Source organism: Burkholderia sp. AU31652 (genome assembly GCF_002223155.1).
Taxonomy (GTDB): Bacteria; Pseudomonadota; Gammaproteobacteria; order Burkholderiales; family Burkholderiaceae; genus Burkholderia.
In genome coordinates this window covers 180,995-199,524 of the sequence record NZ_NKFG01000003.1, presented here as the reverse complement: position 1 = coordinate 199,524, position 18,530 = coordinate 180,995, and the positions used below count along the sequence as shown (strand labels likewise).

Here is an 18,530-nt window from a genome sequence, read left to right as displayed (position 1 = left end):
CATCAATCAAGGGACAGAGCCGGCGCACGCACGGATCCGCGCAGCGCGCCGGACTGGGTTCGGCCCGACGACGGTGAATCAATCAGGGCCGGAGTCACGATGCGCAGGCTTCGGCCAGCCTGCCGCGCGTTGCACGCCTACGCGAGCAACGACCGCAGCATCCACGCGGTTTTTTCATGAATTTGCAGGCGCTGCGTCAGCAGGTCGGCGGTCGGCTCGTCGCTCGCCGCATCGGCAAGCGGAAAGATCGCACGCGCGGTACGCACGACGGCCTCGTGCCCTTCGACGAGCCGGCGGATCATGTCTTCGGCAGCGGGCACACCGTTCGCTTCCGGCACCGACGACAGTTTCGCGAAATCACCGAAGGTGCCCGGCGCGACGACGCCGAGCGTGCGAATGCGTTCGGCGACTGAATCGACCGCGAGCCACAATTCGTTGTACTGCTCCTCGAACATCAGGTGCAGCGTGTTGAACATCGGGCCCGTGACGTTCCAGTGGAAATTGTGGGTCTTCAGGTACAGCGTGAACGTATCGGCAAGCAGGCGCGACAGGCCTTCCGCGATCTTCTTGCGGTCCTTGTCGCTGATGCCGATGTTGATCTGGGCAGCTTGAGTTTTCCTGGCCATGTTCGGACTCCTTATTCAATGAAGCAGGGCAATGAAAGTGAATCGGACTACCTGCCTATTGATACCACACCAGCCGCACGCGCGTGGCGCGCGAAACGCCGCGCTCAGGCGGCCGCGATCGCGTGCAGCGCCTGCGACACCAGTTCGGCCGCCCCGCCGATGACGATGGCGGATCCGACGACGTATCGCGCGACCTCTGCCGGCGACGCCAGTACAGCGCGCGTTCTCAACATCATTTGCGTCATGATCGTCACTCCTTCAACAACACTCAGGGTCAGGAAGAAACGGCCGGTCGGACGACCGGCCGTTTCCCGTTACTGCCTCACCGCACTACCGCGCAGCGACGCTTACGCGAGGTCGAAGCGGTCCAGGTTCATCACCTTGTTCCAGGCCGCGACGAAGTCGTGCGCGAACTTCTCCTTCGCATCCGCGCTGCCGTACACCTCGGCCAGTGCACGCAGTTGCGCATGCGAGCCGAAGATCAGGTCGACGCGCGAGCCCGTCCACTTGACCTGGCCCGTCGCCCGATCGCGCCCTTCGAACACGTCGTTCGCGGCCGACACCGGCTTCCATTCCGTGCCCATGTCGAGCAGGTTCACGAAGAAGTCGTTCGTCAGCGCTTCCGGACGATCGGTGAACACGCCCAGCTTCGCATCGCCGGCGTTCGCACCCAGCACGCGCAGGCCACCGACGAGCACCGTCATCTCGGGCGCGGTCAGCGTCAGCAGTTGCGCCTTGTCGACCAGCAGCGCCTCGGCCGGCGTCTTGTATGCGCTCTTCAAGTAGTTGCGGAAACCGTCCGCGACCGGCTCGAGCACGGCCATTGCTTCGATATCGGTCTCTTCCTGCGACGCATCCGCACGGCCCGGTGCGAACGGCACCGTCACCGCGACGCCCGCGTTCTTCGCAGCCTGCTCGACACCGGCCGCACCGGCCAGCACGATCAGGTCGGCGAGCGACACCTTCTTGCCGCCCGTCTGCGCATCGTTGAACGCCTTCTGCACGCCTTCGAGCGTCTCGAGCACCGTCGCGAGTTCAGCCGGACGGTTCACTTCCCAGTCCTTCTGCGGCGCCAGGCGGATACGCGCACCGTTCGCGCCGCCGCGCTTGTCCGACCCGCGGAACGTCGCAGCCGACGCCCATGCGGTCGACACGAGCTGCGACACCGACAGGCCCGTGGCCAGCACCTTCGCCTTCAGCTCGGCGACGTCGGCGGCGTCGATCAGCGGGTGATCGACCGCCGGGATCGGGTCCTGCCACAGCAGATGTTCCGCCGGCACGTCCGGGCCGAGATAGCGGGAACGCGGGCCCATGTCGCGGTGCGTAAGCTTGAACCATGCGCGCGCGAACGCGTCGGCGAACTCGGCCGGGTTCTCGTAGAAACGGCGCGAAATCTTCTCGTAGGCCGGATCGAACCGCAGCGACAGGTCGGTCGTCAGCATCGTCGGGCGATGCTTCTTCGACGCGTCGAATGCATCCGGAATCACCTCGCCCGCGTCCTTCGCGACCCACTGGTGCGCGCCGGCCGGGCTCTTCGTGAGCTCCCACTCGTAGCTGAACAGGTGCTTGAAGAAGTCGTTGCTCCACTGCGTCGGCGTCGACGTCCACGTGACTTCGAGGCCGCTCGTGATGGCATCCTTGCCCTTGCCCGTGCCGAACGTGCTCTTCCAGCCGAGCCCCTGCTGCTCGAGGCCCGCGGCTTCCGGCTCGGGGCCGACGTTCGACGCCGGACCGGCGCCGTGCGTCTTGCCGAACGTATGGCCGCCCGCGATCAGCGCGACCGTCTCTTCGTCGTTCATCGCCATGCGCGCGAACGTCTCGCGGATGTCATGCGCGGCGGCGACCGGGTCGGGGTTGCCGTCCGGACCTTCCGGGTTCACGTAGATCAGGCCCATCTGCACCGCGGCGAGCGGGCTTTCGAGCTCGCGCTTGCCCGAGTAGCGGCTGTTCGGGCCGCCGCTCAGTTCCAGCCAGATCTTTTCCGAACCCCAGTACACGTCGTCCGGTTCCCACGTATCGACGCGGCCGCCGGCGTAGCCGAAAGTCTTGAAGCCCATCGATTCGAGCGCGACGTTGCCGGTCAGGATCAGCAGGTCGGCCCACGAGATGTTGCGGCCGTACTTCTGCTTGATCGGCCACAGCAGGCGGCGCGCCTTGTCGAGGCTGACGTTGTCCGGCCAGCTGTTGAGCGGCGCGAAGCGCTGCTGCCCGCCGCCCGCGCCGCCGCGGCCGTCGGCCGTGCGGTACGTGCCGGCGCTGTGCCAGGCCATGCGGACGAACAGGCCGCCATAGTGGCCGAAGTCGGCCGGCCACCAGTCCTGCGACGCCGTCATCAGTGCGTGCAGGTCCTGCTTCACCGCCTCGAGGTCCAGCTTCTTGAACGCTTCGGCGTAGTCGAAATCCTTGTCCATCGGATCGGACAGCGCCGAATGCCGATGCAGGATGTTCAGGTTCAGCTGATTCGGCCACCAGTCCTTGTTCGTCGTGCCGCCACCAGCGGTGTGGTTGAACGGGCACTTCGTTTCGTTCGACATGCTTTTTCTCCTTGTCTTGCTCGTAGGCCCCCACGTGCCAGGCGCGGTTCGTGGAGCATTGCGGGGGGATGAAACGGAACAGGCGGTTCCTCCTGTCGTACTACGGGACGTCGTGCGCGGCCTGCGACCCGCTTTCCCGCTGCGACGCGCCGCAGGCGGGGCGCTCGGGAAAGCGGCTGCCGGCAGTCGTCGTGCCGGCGAGGCGGGCGGCTTTTCGGGTATCGGACATGCAATGCTCCCTCATGGCTCGGCGGCAGTTAGTCGGGGGAACACAGGACCGGTGTGCGGCGGCACTCATCCGCCATACACACGGTCCGCCAGGTACGCGAACGCAATCGGACGCAGGCTGCGAACCGCCGCCCTGGCGCGATGTACGACCGCGTCGCGCGACGGGATGTTCCGCTGCGCGTGCTGCAATACCGACCGCATCATGACATCCTCCTTTGACGCTTGCATCCAACGTGCTGATCGGTCGTCGACATCACGCCGATCCATGGAGAAGATTCTATCTACATCTATCGATTAATTGAATTTGATAAATTTCATCTATTCGATAGAGAAAAATAAACGGGGTCGCAAGACCCCGTTCATCGTGCTGCCACACGCGCATGCAGGAGCGTGCTCAGTTCATCGTCGCCGGCATGTCGAGCTTCGCGACACCCGGCAGCTCACACGCGGAAATCGCGTCGCTGATCGCGTCGATCGCGGGCATCCGCGTGAAGCTCTTGCGCCACACGAGCACCACGCGGCGGTCGGGCACCGGCTCGTTGAACGGCACGTATGACAGCAGTTCGGCATCGGGGCCATTCGCGCGCGGGCCGACCTCGGCGACCGACATCCGCGGCAGCACGGTGATGCCGACACCGCTTGCGACCATGTGGCGGATCGTCTCGAGCGACGAGCCCTCGAAGGTCTTCTGGATGCCGTCGGCCGTCTGCGAGAAGCGCATCAGTTCCGGGCACACGCCGAGCACGTGATCGCGGAAGCAGTGGCCGTTGCCGAGCAGCAGCATGGTTTCCTGCTTGAGATCCTCGGCGTCGATTTCCTCGCGCTTCTCCCACGGATGGCCGGCGGGCAGCGCGACGACGAACGGTTCGTCGTACAGCGGGCGCACCATCAGGCCGGTTTCCGGGAACGGCAGCGCCATGATCGCGGCGTCGATCTCGCCCTGCTTGAGCAGTTCGAGCAGCTTCAGCGTGTAGTTTTCCTGCAGCATCAGCGGCATCTGCGGGACACGCTGGATCATCTGCTTGACGAGCGTCGGCAGCAGATAGGGCCCGATCGTGTAGATCACACCGAGGCGGAACGGGCCGACCAGCGGATCCTTGCCCTGCTTCGCGATCTCCTTGATCGCGAAAGTCTGCTCGAGCACGCGCTGCGCCTGCGTGACGATCTGGTCACCGATCGGCGTGACGCTCACTTCGCTCGCGCCGCGTTCGAAAATCTGCACGTTGAGCTCGTCTTCGAGCTTCTTGATCGCCACCGACAGCGTCGGCTGGCTCACGAAGCATGCTTCGGCCGCGCGGCCGAAATGCCGTTCGCGCGCGACCGCGACGATGTATTTCAATTCAGTCAGCGTCATTGTGGGTCAATCAGAGATATACAAGCGATAGGTTTAATTTATACACCCTGTGACACCGGTTCGCCAAGTTTCTCAGCATCGGAATGCTTCAAACGGCGGTTTTAAATCCGGCCCGGACCCGCGGATCAGGCCTTCAGATACTGCTCCCGCGCACCGAGCCAGCGCGCGAGATGCTGCGTGACGACCTCCGGATACGCGGCAATCAGCCGCGACGCGGCTTCGCGGGCCGGCTCGATCAACCAGCCGTCGGTCTCGAGGTTCGCGAAGCGCAGCATCGCCGCGCCCGACTGGCGTGCGCCGAGGAATTCGCCGGGGCCGCGGATCTCGAGGTCGCGCCGCGCGATCTCGAAGCCGTCGGTCGTCTCGCGCATCGTCTTCAGCCGCTCGCGGCCCGTCAGCGACAGCGGCCCCGTGTACAGCAACACGCACACCGACGCCGCGGTGCCGCGCCCGACCCGGCCGCGCAGCTGGTGCAGCTGCGCAAGGCCGAAACGCTCGGCGTGCTCGATCACCATCAGCGACGCGTTCGGCACGTCGACGCCGACCTCGATCACGGTCGTCGCGACGAGCAGTTGCACGTCGTTGCGCGTGAACGCTTCCATCACGGCCGCCTTGTCGGCCGGCGACAGCCGGCCGTGCACGAGCCCGACCTTCAGCTCCGGGAGCGCGGCGGCCAGCGTCTCGTATGTCTCGACGGCCGTCTGCAGCTGCAGCGTCTCGCTCTCCTCGATCAGCGGGCACACCCAGTACACCTGGCGCCCGGTCAGCGCGGCCTCGCGCACGCGGGCGATCACCTCCTCGCGCCGCGCATCGCCGACGAGGCGCGTCAGCACCGGCGTGCGGCCCGGCGGCAGCTCGTCGATCGTCGAGACTTCGAGATCGGCGTAATACGTCATCGCGAGCGTGCGCGGAATCGGCGTGGCCGACATCATCAGCTGGTGCGGCTGGAAGTCGCGCGCGCCGTTGGCCGCGTTCGCGGCCTTCGCACGCAGCGCGAGCCGCTGCTCGACGCCGAAGCGGTGCTGTTCGTCGACGATCACGAGGCCGAGCCGCGCGAATTCGACCGTGTCCTGGATGATCGCGTGCGTGCCGATCACGAGCTGCGCGGTGCCGAGCGCGGCCGCCTCGATCGCCGCGCGCTTCTCCTTCGCCTTCAGGCTGCCCGCGAGCCACGCGACCGTGACGCCCAGCGGCTCGAGCCACGCGCGCAGCTTGCGCGCGTGCTGCTCCGCGAGGATTTCGGTGGGCGCCATCAGCGCGGCCTGGTAGCCGGCGTCGATCGCCTGCGTGGCGGCCAGCGCCGCGACGACCGTCTTGCCGCTGCCGACGTCGCCTTGCAGCAGGCGCTGCATCGGGTGCGCAAGGGTAAGATCGTTCGCGATTTCGTCGACGACGCGCGCCTGCGCGCCCGTCAGCGTGAACGGCAGCGCGGCGTAGAGCCGGGTCGTCAGTGCCTCGGCATCGCTCGCGGCGCGGCGCGGCATCGCGGGCGCCGCACGCGTGCGGCGCTCCTCGTGCGCCCGCTTGAGCGACAACTGCTGCGCGAGCAGCTCCTCGAACTTGATGCGCGTCCACGCCGGATGCGAGCCGTCCATCAGCGCGGCTTCGTCGGAATCGACGCGCGGGTGGTGCAGGATGCGCACCGCCTGCTCGAGCGTCGGCACGTCGAGCGGCTTCAGATAGTCGCGCTGGATCTCGGGCGGCAGCAGCTCGGGCAGCGGCGTGCGCTCGACCGCGTTCTCGATCGCCTTGCGCAGATAGGCCTGCGACACGCCGGCCGTGCTCGGATAGACGGGCGTGAGCACCTGCGGCAGCGGTGCATCCGCTTCGACCACGCGCACCGCCGGATGCACCATCTCCATCCCGAAGAAACCGCCGCGCACGTCGCCGCGCACGCGCAGCCGCTGGCCGACGGCCATCTGCTTGACCTGCGAGCCGTAGAAATTCAGGAAGCGCAGCACGAGATGCTCGCCGTCGTCGTCCTGGATCTTCACGACCAGCTGGCGGCGCGGCCGGTATGCGACCTCGTTGTCGAACACGACGCCTTCGGTCTGCGCGATGCCGCCCGGCAGCAGCTCGCCGATCGGCGTGAGCGTGGTTTCGTCCTCGTAGCGCATCGGCAGATGCAGCACGAGATCGATCGAGCGCGTGAGGCCGAGCTTCGCGAGCTTGTCGACCGTCTTCACGGGTTTATCGGCGGCGGCCTTCTTCTTGCGCTTCGCGCCGGCCGCGCCTGCCGCGTCGCTTTCAGCCGCGCCATCGGCATCGGGCGCGGCGGCGGCCGGCTGCGCGAGCCTGCCGTCGGCGCCGCGCTTCGGTCCGGCGCGGCGCGGGGCGGCGCGCTCGGCGGAATCACGCTCGCCCGCGCGTTGCGCGGGCGGCGCGACATCGTCCGCGTCGAACGGATCGGCGGAATCGGCAACGGCAGCGGGGGAACGGCGTGGTGACACAGGCATCGGATCGTCTGGGTGCTTCGCAAGGCAAGTACAATAGCGGCTTTCACGTCGTCCGAACGAACGACGCCGGCCAGGCCGCGCATCCCGCCATCATAGCGGCTCGCGCGCCCGATTTACGCGTTTCCGCCCCGCCGGCGACGCCCGCCGGCCGCTTCGAACCAGCCCGCATGTTCACGCTTTCCGATTTCGATTTCAATCTGCCTCCCGAGCTGATTGCACAAACCGCGCTGCCCGATCGCACCGCGAGCCGCCTGCTCGAGGTCGACGGCACCGTCGCGCCCGCACGCCTGGTCGACCGCCATTTCACCGCGCTGCCGTCGTGCATCGCGGCCGGCGACCTGCTCGTCTTCAACGATACCAAGGTGCTGAAGGCGCGTTTCTTCGGCCAGAAGGCCAGCGGCGGCAAGATCGAGGTGCTGATCGAGCGCGTGACCGGCACGCACACGGCGCTCGCGCAGATCCGCGCGAGCAAGTCGCCGGGCGCCGGCACGACGCTGCGGCTCGCCGATGCGTTCGACGTGACGGTGGGCGAGCGCGTCGACCCGTTCTTCACGCTGAACTTCCCTGCGCCGTGCCTCGACCTGATCGAGCAGTACGGCCGCCTGCCGCTGCCGCCCTATATCGAACACGATCCGGACGCGACCGACGAGACGCGCTACCAGACCGTCTACGCGAGCAACCCGGGCGCGGTCGCAGCTCCTACGGCCGGGCTGCACTTCGACCAGCCGATGCTCGACCGGCTCGACGCGATGGGCGTCGAGCGCGCGACGCTGACGCTGCACGTCGGCGCCGGCACGTTCCAGCCGGTGCGCGTCGACAACATCGCCGAGCACAAGATGCACAGCGAGTGGTACGACCTGCCGCAGTCGCTCGTCGACAAGATCGCCGCGACCCGTGCGCGCGGCGGCAACGTGATCGCGGTCGGCACGACGTCGATGCGCGCGCTCGAAGCCGCGGCGCGCGCGGCCGACGAAGCGGGCCGCCCGCTCGCGGCCACGCAGGCCGAGACCGACATCTTCATCACGCCCGGCTATCGTTTCCGCGTGGTCGACCGGCTCGTCACGAACTTCCACCTGCCGAAGTCGACGCTGCTGATGCTGGTGTCCGCGTTCGCGGGCGTGGAGACGATCCGCGCCGCGTACCGGCACGCGATCGACGAGCGCTACCGCTTCTTCAGCTACGGCGACGCGATGCTGCTCACGCGGCGCGACACGCCGGAGGCGCCGAGCGCGTAAGCACGGCATGCGCGACGGCCCTCGCACCGCGCGGCCGTCGCGCCCCCGTTTTCCCGACGCGCGCGCTACGATGGCGCGCACCTGTTTTCTTCCCCGCCGCCGGCTTCCGGCGGCGTTTCCAACATGCGCCGGACTGTTTTCCGGTAGCAAGGAGCACCCTACGATGACCGAAGGTTCATCCCACGATACGCACGCTGATACGCACGCCCCCGTGCAGGACCGCCCGGCGAACGGGCTCGAATTCGAACTGCTGACGACCGACGGCCATGCGCGCCGCGGCCGCGTGAAGCTCAACCACGGCGTGGTCGAGACGCCGATCTTCATGCCGGTCGGCACGTACGGCACCGTGAAGGCGATCCAGCCGCGCGAGCTGCACGAGATCAAGGCCCAGATCATCCTCGGCAACACGTTCCACCTGTGGCTGCGCCCGGGCCTCGACACGATCGACGCGCACGGCGGCCTGCACGCCTTCATGGGCTGGAACAAGCCGATCCTGACCGACTCGGGCGGCTTCCAGGTGTTCTCGCTCGGCGACCTGCGCAAGATCACCGAGGACGGCGTGACGTTCGCGTCGCCGATCAACGGCGACAAGCTGTTCCTGTCGCCGGAAGTGTCGATGCAGATCCAGAAGGTGCTGAACTCCGACGTCGTGATGCAGTTCGACGAGTGCACGCCGTATGCGACCAACGGCGTGCCGACCACACACAAGGAAGCGGCCGACTCGATGCGCATGTCGCTGCGCTGGGCGAAGCGCTCGCTCGACGAGTTCAACCGGCTCGGCAACCCGAACGCGCTGTTCGGGATCGTCCAGGGCGGGATGTTCGAGGACCTGCGCGACGAATCGCTCGCGGGCCTCGCGGAACTCGGCTTCCACGGCCTCGCGATCGGCGGGCTGTCGGTCGGCGAGCCGAAGGAAGACATGATGCGCGTGCTGCGCCACGTCGGCCCGAAGCTGCCGGCCAACAAGCCGCACTACCTGATGGGCGTGGGCACGCCGGAGGACCTGGTCGAGGGCGTCGCCAACGGCGTCGACATGTTCGACTGCGTGATGCCGACCCGCAACGCGCGCAACGGCTGGCTGTTCACGCGCTTCGGCGACGTGAAGATCCGCAACGCGACGCACAAGAACTCGCTGAAGCCGCTCGATGCGAGCTGCACGTGCTACACGTGCCAGAACTTCTCGCGCGGCTACCTGCATCACCTGCACCGCGTGGGCGAGATCCTCGGCGCCCAGCTCAACACGATCCACAACCTGCACTACTACCTGCAGCTGATGAGCGAGATCCGCGAAGCGATCGAGACCCACACGTTCGACGCGTTCCGCCAGCGCTTCGCGGAGGATCGCGCCAGAGGGGTCGACTGACGGACGGTCGCGCCGCCCTTGATAAGACAAGCACTAAACGGATCGAAAATCTTTTGGGACTCGTCCTAAACAAGCGCGTCCCAACTGCCGCTCGGAACCGACAAACATTACAATTGCCTTTCCATACAAGTCGCAACGGTACCGGTTCACGCTTTAACAGCTTGATCCGAAAGCGCATTTGCCGATCCGTTTGCGCATGGGGCCGGTGGTAGAATAACCGGCTTATTTTTCGATCTTCCCCTACGGAGAGACCAACGTGCCGTTCATTTCCAACGCGTTCGCCCAAGGTGCCGGTGGCGCCGAATCGAGCCTGATGAGCTTCCTGCCGCTCATCCTGATGTTTGCCGTGCTCTACTTCATCATGATCCGTCCGCAGATGAAGCGTCAGAAGGAGCACCGCAACATGCTCGCGGCCATGGCCAAGGGCGACGAAGTCGTCACGAGCGGCGGCCTCGTGGGCAAGGTGACGAAGGTCACCGAAGGCTACATCGGCGTCGAAATCGCCGAAGGCACCGAAATCACCGTGCAGAAGGCCGCGGTCACGACCATTCTGCCGAAGGGCACGATCAAGTCGCTGTAAGCCCTTCACCGAGCGTCCGGCTCCCCGCGCCGTGCCCGCCTGAGAGAGCGGGCCGCCGCGGCGCCGGACGCGACGCTTTCACGCCAACCACCCGTTCGGCTCCCTCATGAATCGTTATCCACTCTGGAAATATGTCGTGATGGTCGTGGCGCTCGCCATCGGCCTTCTGTACACATTGCCCAACTTCTTCGGCGAATCGCCGGCGGTGCAGGTGTCGAGCGGCAAGGCCACGGTCAAGCTCGACTCGACCACGCTGACCCAGGTCGAATCGGCGCTCGCCTCCGCGCAGATCACGCCGGACGACGTCACCTTCGAGAACACGGCGACCAACGCGAACATCCGCGTGCGCCTGAAGGACACCGATACGCAGCTGCGCGTCAAGGACCTGCTGCAGAAGTCGCTGAACACCGACCCGAACGATCCGCAGTACGTCGTCGCCCTGAACCTGCAGAGCGCGTCGCCGCGCTGGCTGACCTCCCTGCACGCGCTGCCGATGTATCTCGGCCTCGACCTGCGTGGCGGCGTCCACTTCCTGCTCCAGGTCGACATGACGGGCGCGCTCACGAAGAAGCTCGATTCCGACGCGTCCGACGCGCGCACGCTGCTGCGCGACAAGAACATCCGCGACGGCGGCGTGAGCCGCGTCGACCAGTCCGTGGTCGTCAACTTCAGCGATGCGCAGACGGCGGAAGACGCCCGCAAGCTGCTCGCGCTGTCGATCACCGAACTGCAATGGGCGACCCAGCCCGGCGGCGGCGGCACGCAGGTCGTCGGCACGTTCACGCCGGCCGTGCAGAAGTCCGTCGAGGACGCCGCGCTCAAGCAGAACCTGACGACGCTCCACAACCGCGTGAACGAACTCGGCGTGTCCGAGCCGATCCTGCAGCAGCAAGGTAGCGACCGCATCGTCGTCGAGCTGCCGGGCGTGCAGGACACCGCGAAGGCGAAGGACATCATCGGCCGCACCGCGACGCTCGAGGCGCGCCTCGCCGACCCGATCAACACGCACCCGAACCCGAACGACCCGGTGCCGCCGGGTGAAGAGCTGTTCACGCAGGGCAACCAGGCGCCGGTGCTGCTGAAGAAGGACGTGATCTTCACGGGCGACCGCATCATCGATGCATCGGCCGGCTTCGACGATCACCAGCGTCCGTCGGTCAACATCCGCCTCGATTCGGCGGGTGGCCGCTCGGTGCGCGCGGTCTCGCGCGAGAACATCGGCAAGCCGATGGCGATGGTGCTGTTCGAGAAGGGCAAGGGCGAAGTGCTGACGGTCGCGACGATCCAGTCGGAACTCGGCGACCGCTTCCAGATCACCGGCCAGCCGACGCCGCAAGCCGCGGCCGACCTCGCGCTGCTGCTGCGCGCCGGTTCGCTCGCCGCGCCGATGGACATCATCGAGGAACGCACGATCGGCCCGAGCCTCGGCGCCGACAACATCAAGATGGGCATCCACTCGGTGATCTGGGGCTTCTGCGCGATCGCCGTGTTCATGATCGCGTACTACATGCTGTTCGGCGTGATCTCGGTGATCGGCCTGTCGGTGAACCTGCTGCTGCTCGTCGCCGTGCTGTCGCTGATGCAGGCGACGCTGACGCTGCCCGGTATCGCCGCCATCGCGCTCGCGCTCGGTATGGCGATCGACGCGAACGTGCTGATCAACGAGCGCGTGCGTGAAGAACTGCGCGCCGGCCAGCCGCCGCAGACCGCGATCCAGGCCGGCTACGCGCATGCGTGGGCGACGATTCTCGACTCGAACGTCACGACGCTGATCGCCGGCCTCGCGCTGCTCGCGTTCGGCTCGGGCCCGGTTCGCGCGTTCGCGATCGTGCACTGCCTCGGTATCCTGACGTCGATGTTCTCCGCGGTGTTCTTCTCGCGCGGGATCGTCAACCTCTGGTACGGCGGCCGCAAGAAGCTGAAGTCGCTCGCGATCGGCCAGGTGTGGAAGCCGGAAGGCGCCGCTGCCGCCGCGTCGTTCACCGACGCCGACGAATCGACCGACACCGCACGCGCCGCGAAGCTCGCCGCCCCCGCGAAGGGCAACGCGCCGCGCGCCGGCAAGCCGCAGCTGCGCAACCGCGCGCAGCAGGGCGTGTCGCCGAAGAAACCGGGCTCGACCCAATAAGGCCCCGGAGAAGACCATGGAATTTTTCCGCATCCGTAAAGACATTCCGTTCATGCGGCACGCGCTGGTGTTCAACGTGATCTCGCTGGTCACGTTCCTCGCCGCCGTGTTCTTCCTGTTCCACCGCGGGCTGCACCTGTCCGTCGAATTCACCGGCGGGACGGTGATCGAGGTGCAGTACCAGCAGGCCGCTGAACTCGAGCCGGTGCGCGCGACGCTCGGCAAGCTCGGCTACGCCGACGCGCAGGTGCAGAACTTCGGCACGTCGCGCAACGTGCTGATCCGCCTGCAGCTGAAGGAAGGCCTCACGTCCGCGCAGCAGAGCGACCAGGTGATGGGCGCGCTGAAGGCGCAGAACCCGGACGTCACGCTGCAGCGCGTCGAGTTCGTCGGCCCGCAGGTCGGCCGGGAGCTCGCGACCGACGGCCTGCTCGCGCTCGCGTGCGTCGTGATCGGCATCGTGATCTACCTGTCGTTCCGCTTCGAGTGGAAGTACGCGGTGGCCGGCATCATCGCCAACCTGCACGACATCGTGATCATTCTCGGCTTCTTCGCGTTCTTCCAGTGGGAGTTCTCGCTGGCGGTGCTCGCGGCGATCCTCGCGGTGCTCGGCTACTCGGTCAACGAGTCGGTCGTCATCTTCGACCGGATCCGCGAAACGTTCCGCCGCGAACGCAAGATGAGCGTGCAGGAAGTGATCAACCACGCGATCACGACCACGATGTCGCGTACGATCATCACGCACACGTCGACCGAAATGATGGTGCTGTCGATGTTCTTCTTCGGCGGCCCGACGCTGCACTACTTCGCACTCGCGCTGACGGTCGGCATCATGTTCGGCATCTACTCGTCGGTGTTCGTCGCGGGCTCGCTCGCGATGTGGCTCGGCATCAAGCGCGAAGACCTGATCAAGGAAAAGAAGTCCGCGCACGATCCGGACGATCCGAACGCAGGCGCGCAGGTTTAAGCGCCACGCTGCTTCGGCACAGACGAAAAGCCGGCCCGGTTGGGCCGGCTTTTTCATGCCCGCGCCACCGCCGCGCATCGCGCCGCCCGCTCGCCCTGCCCCGTCACGCACGTCGGCTACAATCGTGACCGTCCCGCCGCGCCACCCGCCGGCCGTGCGTCAACGGGACAGCGCCTTCGCCCTCCGTTCAAACGTGCGGTCCCGATGATGCCTCCCACGCGTGTCGTGCTTCGCCTTGCCGTTTGCGCCGCCGTCACGGCCGCGCTCCTGCCGTGCGCGTCATCCGTCGGTGCGCAACAGCCGGCGTCCGCCCCGCCCGCTTCTGCCGCTTCGGCGCCCGCAGCCGCTTCGCCCGCCCCCACCCAACCGCCCTCGCCCTGCCCGCCCGACTGGGAGCCGCAGATCTGCGAGCTCAAGGCGGCGGTGGAAGTCCTGAAGCGGCAGCACCTGACCGACGTCGACATCGGCGCACTGCTCGACGCAACGACCCACGCGGGGATCAAGACGCTGCCGTACGCGCGTTTCTTCGACGCGAAGGAGGAGCAGGAGCGGCGCGACGACGAACGGCGCGCGCGCGACGGCACGCCCGGCATCGGCATCGTGTTCGAGACGCGGCCCGACGGGCTGCACATCGTCGACGTGATTCCCGACGCGCCCGCGGAACAGGCCGGCGTGCGCCCCGACGATCTCGTCGTCGCGATGAACGATACGAGCGTCGTCGGCATCGACCCCGCCGACCTGACCAGACTCGCCAAGGGCGACGCGGGCGTGCCGCTGAAGCTCACGGTCCAGCGCGGCCCGTCGCACGCGGTGCTGAGCTTCGCGCCCGTGCGGACGATCCTCAAGCCCCATCCGGCGACCGCGAAGCGGCTCGACGGCGACATCCTGTACACGCGGCTGTCGAGCTTCCCCGAACCGGCAGTCGGCGACTACGTCGACGCGGTGCAGGCCGCGCGCCGCACGGGGCCGCCGGTGAAAGGCGTGATCCTCGACCTGCGCATCAACGGCGGCGGCGCGCTCAATGCGGCGATCGGCATCACCGCGCTGTTCGCCGGCCGCGACCGCACCGCGATGGTGACGGTCGAGCGCGGCGACGCCAACCGCCGCCGCTACACGACCAACTGGCCCGACTATGCATTGCCGGTCATGCACGGCCAGGATCCGCTCGCGCCGCTGCAGGCGGACGACTGGTGGCGCACCGTGCCGCTCGTCGTGCTCGTCGACGGACAAAGCGCGTCGGCGGCCGAAGCGACCGCGGCGGCGCTGAAGGATCTCGGCCGCGCGAAGCTGCTCGGCATGCCGACCTACGGGAAGGGGCTTGCGCAGACGGGCGTCGCCCTGATCGACGGCACGCGCCTGAATTTCACGTACGCGCGCAACCTGCGGCCGAACGGCTGCCCGATGGACGGCTATGGCGTCGTGCCGGACTGGCTCGTGCCGCCGCGCCGCGACTCGGACGTCGACGGCGTGCTGCTGTGGTACCGGGAAGCCGATCTCGCCCGCGCGCCGTATGCGGACCGGCTGGCGCCCGATCCGTTCGCGAAGGTGCGCAAGGAACGGCAGAAGCGGCGCGAGCAGCGAGCGCTCGCGAAGATCGATACCGCGAAGAGCGCGGCGCTGCCGCAGCGCGAGTTCGGCACGGCCACCGACTGGCAGCTCGGTCAGGCGCTGGCGGCGCTCGCCGGGCGCCCGGTGCGAACCGTCGAAGCCAGGCCGCAGTTGATGCCCGCCCAACCCGTGTGCGAGCGCGCCGGCAACTGACGCGCGCCGCCCGTCCCGTTACCGGAACCCGAACCGCTTGCGCAGCACGACCAGCGCCACGAGGCTCAGCACGGCCGCGAACATCAGGTAGAAGCTCGGCGCGGTCTTCATTCCGGTCGCCTTGATCAGCCACGCGATGATGAACGGCCCGAAGCCGCCGAAGATCGTCACCGCGACGTTATACGCGAGCGACATCCCGGTCGTGCGCGTCTGCACCGGAAACACTTCCGACAGCAAACCCGGCAGCGCCGCGAAGTAGCCCGTCATCAGGAACGCGAGCAGCACCTGCAGCGCGATCAGCGTGCCGAAGCCCGGATGCGCGACCAGGTACGCGAACGCCGGATAGATCAGCACGAGGATGCCGATGGCCGGCGCGATCATCACGCGCACGCGGCCGTAGGTGTCCGACCAGTGGCCGACGAGCGGCGCGAACGCCATCTGGATCACACCGACCACCAGGATCGCCGCGAACGCGGCCGACGGCGCGAGGCCGAGCTGCTTCACGCCGTAGGTCGGCATGAACAGCACGAGATAAGTCGCGACCGTGCCGAGCACGACCACGCCCATCGCGGCGACGAGGCGCGCCTTGTGCGAAGCGAACGTGTCGCGCAGCGGGTTCGCGGTGCCTTCCGCCGCGAGGAATTCGGGGGTCTCGTCGACCTTCGTGCGGATGTAGTACGCGACCGGCCCGAGCAGCAGGCCGAAGAAGAACGGCACGCGCCAGCCCCACGACGCCATCTGCGCGGCCGTGAGCTGCGCGTTCAGCACGGTGCCGAAGCCGGCGGCGAGCAGCGTCGTGAGCCCCTGGCTCGCGACCTGCCAGCTCGCGAAGAAGCCGCGCCGGCCCGGCACGTGCTCGGCGAGGAACGCGGTCGCGCTGCCGAACTCGCCGCCGGCCGAGAAACCCTGCATCAGCCGCGCGGCGACGAGGATCACCGGCGCCGCGACGCCGATCGTCTCGTAGGTCGGCAGCACCGCGATGATCAGCGTGCCGCCCATCATCAGCAGGATGGACAGCGTGAGCGCGGCCTTGCGGCCGGCGCGGTCGGCATACGCGCCGAGCACGATCGCGCCGAGCGGGCGCATGAAGAACGACACGCCGAACGTGCCGAGCGTGAGCAGCAGCGACACGGTGTCGTTGCCGGCCGGGAAGAACAGCTTCGAGATCGTCACCGCGAAGAAGCCGTAGACGACGAGATCGAACCACTCGAGCGCATTGCCGATCGACGCGGCGACCACCGCGCGCCACACGCGCGGCGACGAGGCAATGGAACGGGACTGCGTGACGGCATGCATCGGCGATCTCCTTGTCGTTGTACGTTCTGTTCGAGGCGGCCGCTCGCGCGCCGTCGGCCTGCCCGGCGCCGGGTACGGCGCTCGGGCGATTATAGGCGCGCAAATAAAAACCGCCGCGCCCCCTGACGGGAACGCGGCGGCGGGCTCGCGACGGGCCGGCGCGAAGGCCGGCCGGACCGGCGGGCTTACTGCTGCTTGAGCGCTTCGGCCGTGATCAGCAGCTTCGTCTTCATCTTGAAGCCGTACTGCTTGCCGTAGTCGAGGCCGAAATCGCTGCGGTCGAATTCGCCGACCGCGTCGACGCCGCACACTTCACGCTTGAGCATCGGGTGCGGCATGCACTTGAACGAGTCGATCTTCAGCGTGACCGGCTTCGTGACGCCATGCAGCGTCAGGTTGCCGACCACCGATACCGGCTTGTCGCCGTCGAACTTGATCGCGCCCTTGTAGTTCGCCTGCGGGAACTTGGCGACGTCGAAGAACTCGGCCGTCTGCAGATGCTCGTCGAGCTTCGTGCTGCCGGTGTGGATCGACGCGATGTCGGTCGTCACGTCGACCGTCCCCGTCTTCGCCGCGCGGTCGAGCGTCACGGAGCCGCTCGACTTGTCGAACTTGCCGCGCCAGACCGACAGGCCGCCCATGTGGTCAGCCTCGAAGCTCGGGTACGTGTGGCTCGGGTCGAACTGGTACGTGACGCTTTCGGCGAATGCCGAGAACGACAGCGACGCTGCCAGCGCGCCTGCGGCGATGATCAGTTGCTTTTTCAAACCTTTTCTCCTTGGAACAGCGCCGCGCCCTCGCGCGGCATTCGGGTGAGGCGACAGTGCGCCGCTTACTTGGTGGCGACGAGATGGAACTTGATCTGCACTTCGTCCGCGACGACCGACGTGTCCTTCCACTCGCCGGTGCCGACGTTGAACGCCGAGCGCTTGATCGGCAGCACGCCGTCGAAGGTCTGCGTCGCGCCGCTCTGCGTGACCGTGACGGGCACCGTGACGTTCTCGGACTTGCCCTTGATCGTCAGCTTGCCGGTCACGTTGTACTTGTTGCCGCCCGCCGGCGCGATCGCCGACGACACGAACGTGGCCTGCGGATACGCCTTCGCGTCGAACCAGTCCTTGCCGGCGACCTGGTCGTTGTACATCTTGTCGCCGAGGTCATAGCTGGCGACGTCGATCGTCATCTGGGCGCTGCCCTGCGCGGCTTTCGCCGGGTCGAACTTCACCTGCGCGGAAAACTTCTTGAACGCGCCTTCGGTCGGCACGTTCATCTGCTTCGACACGGCGGACACCTTGCTCTTCGCGAGATCGACATCGGCGAGCGCCGCGCCCGACGCGACAAGTGACGCCGCGGCGAACGCGGTCAGCATGGAGCGGGAGAAAGACACTTTCATGGGATCCTTCATTTGGCAAAGGGAAGCATCCGCGACAGCAGGCCGTCGCGGTCCAACAACTGGTGCTTGAGCGCCGCGACCACGTGCAGCGAAACGAGCGCAAGCAGAATGTAATTCAATGACACGTGAAGCGTCTTGAAGGTTTCCTTCAGCACCGGATCGGGGTCGATCAGCCGCGGCAGCGGCACGATGCCGAGATAGACGACCGGGATGTTCGACGCCGAGCTGTACAGGTAGCCCGTCACCGGAATCACGATCATCAGCAGGTACAGCAGGATGTGCACGCCGTGCGACGCCGCACGCTGCCACGCGGGCGTGCCGCCCGGCAGCGCCGGCGGCACGTGGGTCGCACGCCACAGCACGCGCGCGACGGCCAGCGCGAATACCGTCACGCCGATCCACTTGTGCCACGAGAAGTACTTCAGCTTGGTCGGCGTGAAGCCGGGGATGTCGGTCATCACCCAGCCCAGCGCGAACGCGCAGACGATCAGCAGCGCGATCAGCCAGTGCAGCGCGATCGCCGTCTGCGTATAGCGTACCGGCCTGGCCGGCAGCGATTTCGATGCCATCTTGGATTCCTCAGTTCAGCGAACGGCCGCGCCGGCCATA

16 protein-coding genes are annotated in these 18,530 nt (G+C 67.2%); 6 read left to right on the top strand and 10 right to left on the bottom strand.

The features are described from left to right. Nucleotides 1-137: 137 nt before the first annotated feature. The 6 genes from dpsA to recG all read right to left on the bottom strand — a co-directional run bounded on the left by dpsA (nucleotide 138) and on the right by recG (nucleotide 7,198). Complete coding sequence (dpsA, locus tag CFB40_RS03555) at nucleotides 138-626, bottom strand: non-specific DNA-binding protein DpsA (RefSeq protein WP_089430621.1); 489 nt, start codon at nucleotides 624-626, stop codon at nucleotides 138-140. Nucleotides 627-730: 104 nt separating this feature from the next. Further along, nucleotides 731-871: a hypothetical protein gene (locus tag CFB40_RS38530; RefSeq protein ID WP_179255249.1), complete on the bottom strand. Its 141-nt coding sequence runs from the start codon at nucleotides 869-871 to the stop codon at nucleotides 731-733. A gap of 102 nt (nucleotides 872-973) precedes the next feature. Next, nucleotides 974-3,160: a catalase/peroxidase HPI gene (gene katG / locus CFB40_RS03550; protein WP_089424537.1), complete on the bottom strand. Its 2,187-nt coding sequence runs from the start codon at nucleotides 3,158-3,160 to the stop codon at nucleotides 974-976. 100 nt (nucleotides 3,161-3,260) lie between these two features. Further along, on the bottom strand, nucleotides 3,261-3,389 hold the full coding sequence (locus tag CFB40_RS38955) for a hypothetical protein (protein ID WP_256976531.1): 129 nt from the start codon (nucleotides 3,387-3,389) through the stop codon (nucleotides 3,261-3,263). A 393-nt stretch (nucleotides 3,390-3,782) separates the two neighbouring features. Beyond that, on the bottom strand, nucleotides 3,783-4,742 hold the full coding sequence (locus CFB40_RS03540; protein WP_043189592.1) for a hydrogen peroxide-inducible genes activator: 960 nt from the start codon (nucleotides 4,740-4,742) through the stop codon (nucleotides 3,783-3,785). A gap of 125 nt (nucleotides 4,743-4,867) precedes the next feature. After that, nucleotides 4,868-7,198 carry an ATP-dependent DNA helicase RecG gene (recG, locus tag CFB40_RS03535; protein ID WP_089430619.1) on the bottom strand — a complete coding sequence of 777 codons (2,331 nt, stop codon included), beginning with the start codon at nucleotides 7,196-7,198 and terminating at the stop codon, nucleotides 4,868-4,870. Between the two features lie 167 nt (nucleotides 7,199-7,365). On the opposite strand from recG, the gene queA reads away from it, so the two are divergent. The 6 genes from queA (at nucleotide 7,366) to CFB40_RS03505 (ending at nucleotide 15,232) form a co-directional block, all read left to right on the top strand. Beyond that, nucleotides 7,366-8,433, top strand: coding sequence for a tRNA preQ1(34) S-adenosylmethionine ribosyltransferase-isomerase QueA (gene queA, locus CFB40_RS03530; RefSeq protein WP_089424535.1), 1,068 nt, complete (start codon nucleotides 7,366-7,368; stop codon nucleotides 8,431-8,433). A 163-nt stretch (nucleotides 8,434-8,596) separates the two neighbouring features. Then, entirely contained in the window at nucleotides 8,597-9,796 is a 1,200-nt protein-coding gene (gene tgt, locus CFB40_RS03525; RefSeq protein WP_089424534.1) for a tRNA guanosine(34) transglycosylase Tgt, read from the top strand. Nucleotides 9,797-10,052: 256 nt separating this feature from the next. Continuing rightward, nucleotides 10,053-10,376, top strand: coding sequence for a preprotein translocase subunit YajC (gene yajC, locus CFB40_RS03520; RefSeq protein WP_006476868.1), 324 nt, complete (start codon nucleotides 10,053-10,055; stop codon nucleotides 10,374-10,376). Between the two features lie 106 nt (nucleotides 10,377-10,482). Then, nucleotides 10,483-12,504 (top strand): protein translocase subunit SecD, encoded by a 2,022-nt coding sequence (gene secD / locus CFB40_RS03515; RefSeq protein ID WP_089424533.1) that lies wholly within the window; start codon nucleotides 10,483-10,485, stop codon nucleotides 12,502-12,504. 16 nt (nucleotides 12,505-12,520) lie between these two features. Beyond that, nucleotides 12,521-13,471 (top strand): protein translocase subunit SecF, encoded by a 951-nt coding sequence (gene secF, locus CFB40_RS03510; RefSeq protein ID WP_089424532.1) that lies wholly within the window; start codon nucleotides 12,521-12,523, stop codon nucleotides 13,469-13,471. Nucleotides 13,472-13,675: 204 nt separating this feature from the next. Continuing rightward, nucleotides 13,676-15,232, top strand: coding sequence for a S41 family peptidase (locus CFB40_RS03505; protein WP_179255248.1), 1,557 nt, complete (start codon nucleotides 13,676-13,678; stop codon nucleotides 15,230-15,232). A gap of 18 nt (nucleotides 15,233-15,250) precedes the next feature. Here CFB40_RS03505 and CFB40_RS03500 read toward each other — a convergent pair whose 3' ends face one another. The 4 genes from CFB40_RS03500 to CFB40_RS03480 all read right to left on the bottom strand — a co-directional run bounded on the left by CFB40_RS03500 (nucleotide 15,251) and on the right by CFB40_RS03480 (nucleotide 18,490). Then, complete coding sequence (locus CFB40_RS03500) at nucleotides 15,251-16,528, bottom strand: MFS transporter (RefSeq protein ID WP_089424530.1); 1,278 nt, start codon at nucleotides 16,526-16,528, stop codon at nucleotides 15,251-15,253. A 185-nt stretch (nucleotides 16,529-16,713) separates the two neighbouring features. After that, complete coding sequence (locus tag CFB40_RS03490; RefSeq protein WP_089424529.1) at nucleotides 16,714-17,295, bottom strand: YceI family protein; 582 nt, start codon at nucleotides 17,293-17,295, stop codon at nucleotides 16,714-16,716. 65 nt (nucleotides 17,296-17,360) lie between these two features. Beyond that, nucleotides 17,361-17,921, bottom strand: coding sequence for a YceI family protein (locus CFB40_RS03485; RefSeq protein ID WP_089425844.1), 561 nt, complete (start codon nucleotides 17,919-17,921; stop codon nucleotides 17,361-17,363). A gap of 8 nt (nucleotides 17,922-17,929) precedes the next feature. Beyond that, nucleotides 17,930-18,490 (bottom strand): cytochrome b, encoded by a 561-nt coding sequence (locus CFB40_RS03480; protein WP_089424528.1) that lies wholly within the window; start codon nucleotides 18,488-18,490, stop codon nucleotides 17,930-17,932. Nucleotides 18,491-18,530 lie beyond the last annotated feature (40 nt).

Coding starts and splice junctions, on each gene's coding strand:
- dpsA (WP_089430621.1), bottom strand. CDS start 626: ATGGCCAGGAAAACTCAAGCTGCCCAGATCAACATCGGCATCAGCGAC.
- CFB40_RS38530 (WP_179255249.1), bottom strand. CDS start 871: ATGACGCAAATGATGTTGAGAACGCGCGCTGTACTGGCGTCGCCGGCA.
- katG (WP_089424537.1), bottom strand. CDS start 3,160: ATGTCGAACGAAACGAAGTGCCCGTTCAACCACACCGCTGGTGGCGGC.
- CFB40_RS38955 (WP_256976531.1), bottom strand. CDS start 3,389: ATGTCCGATACCCGAAAAGCCGCCCGCCTCGCCGGCACGACGACTGCC.
- CFB40_RS03540 (WP_043189592.1), bottom strand. CDS start 4,742: ATGACGCTGACTGAATTGAAATACATCGTCGCGGTCGCGCGCGAACGG.
- recG (WP_089430619.1), bottom strand. CDS start 7,198: ATGCCTGTGTCACCACGCCGTTCCCCCGCTGCCGTTGCCGATTCCGCC.
- queA (WP_089424535.1), top strand. CDS start 7,366: ATGTTCACGCTTTCCGATTTCGATTTCAATCTGCCTCCCGAGCTGATT.
- tgt (WP_089424534.1), top strand. CDS start 8,597: ATGACCGAAGGTTCATCCCACGATACGCACGCTGATACGCACGCCCCC.
- secD (WP_089424533.1), top strand. CDS start 10,483: ATGAATCGTTATCCACTCTGGAAATATGTCGTGATGGTCGTGGCGCTC.
- secF (WP_089424532.1), top strand. CDS start 12,521: ATGGAATTTTTCCGCATCCGTAAAGACATTCCGTTCATGCGGCACGCG.
- CFB40_RS03505 (WP_179255248.1), top strand. CDS start 13,676: ATGATGCCTCCCACGCGTGTCGTGCTTCGCCTTGCCGTTTGCGCCGCC.
- CFB40_RS03500 (WP_089424530.1), bottom strand. CDS start 16,528: ATGCATGCCGTCACGCAGTCCCGTTCCATTGCCTCGTCGCCGCGCGTG.
- CFB40_RS03485 (WP_089425844.1), bottom strand. CDS start 17,921: ATGAAAGTGTCTTTCTCCCGCTCCATGCTGACCGCGTTCGCCGCGGCG.
- CFB40_RS03480 (WP_089424528.1), bottom strand. CDS start 18,490: ATGGCATCGAAATCGCTGCCGGCCAGGCCGGTACGCTATACGCAGACG.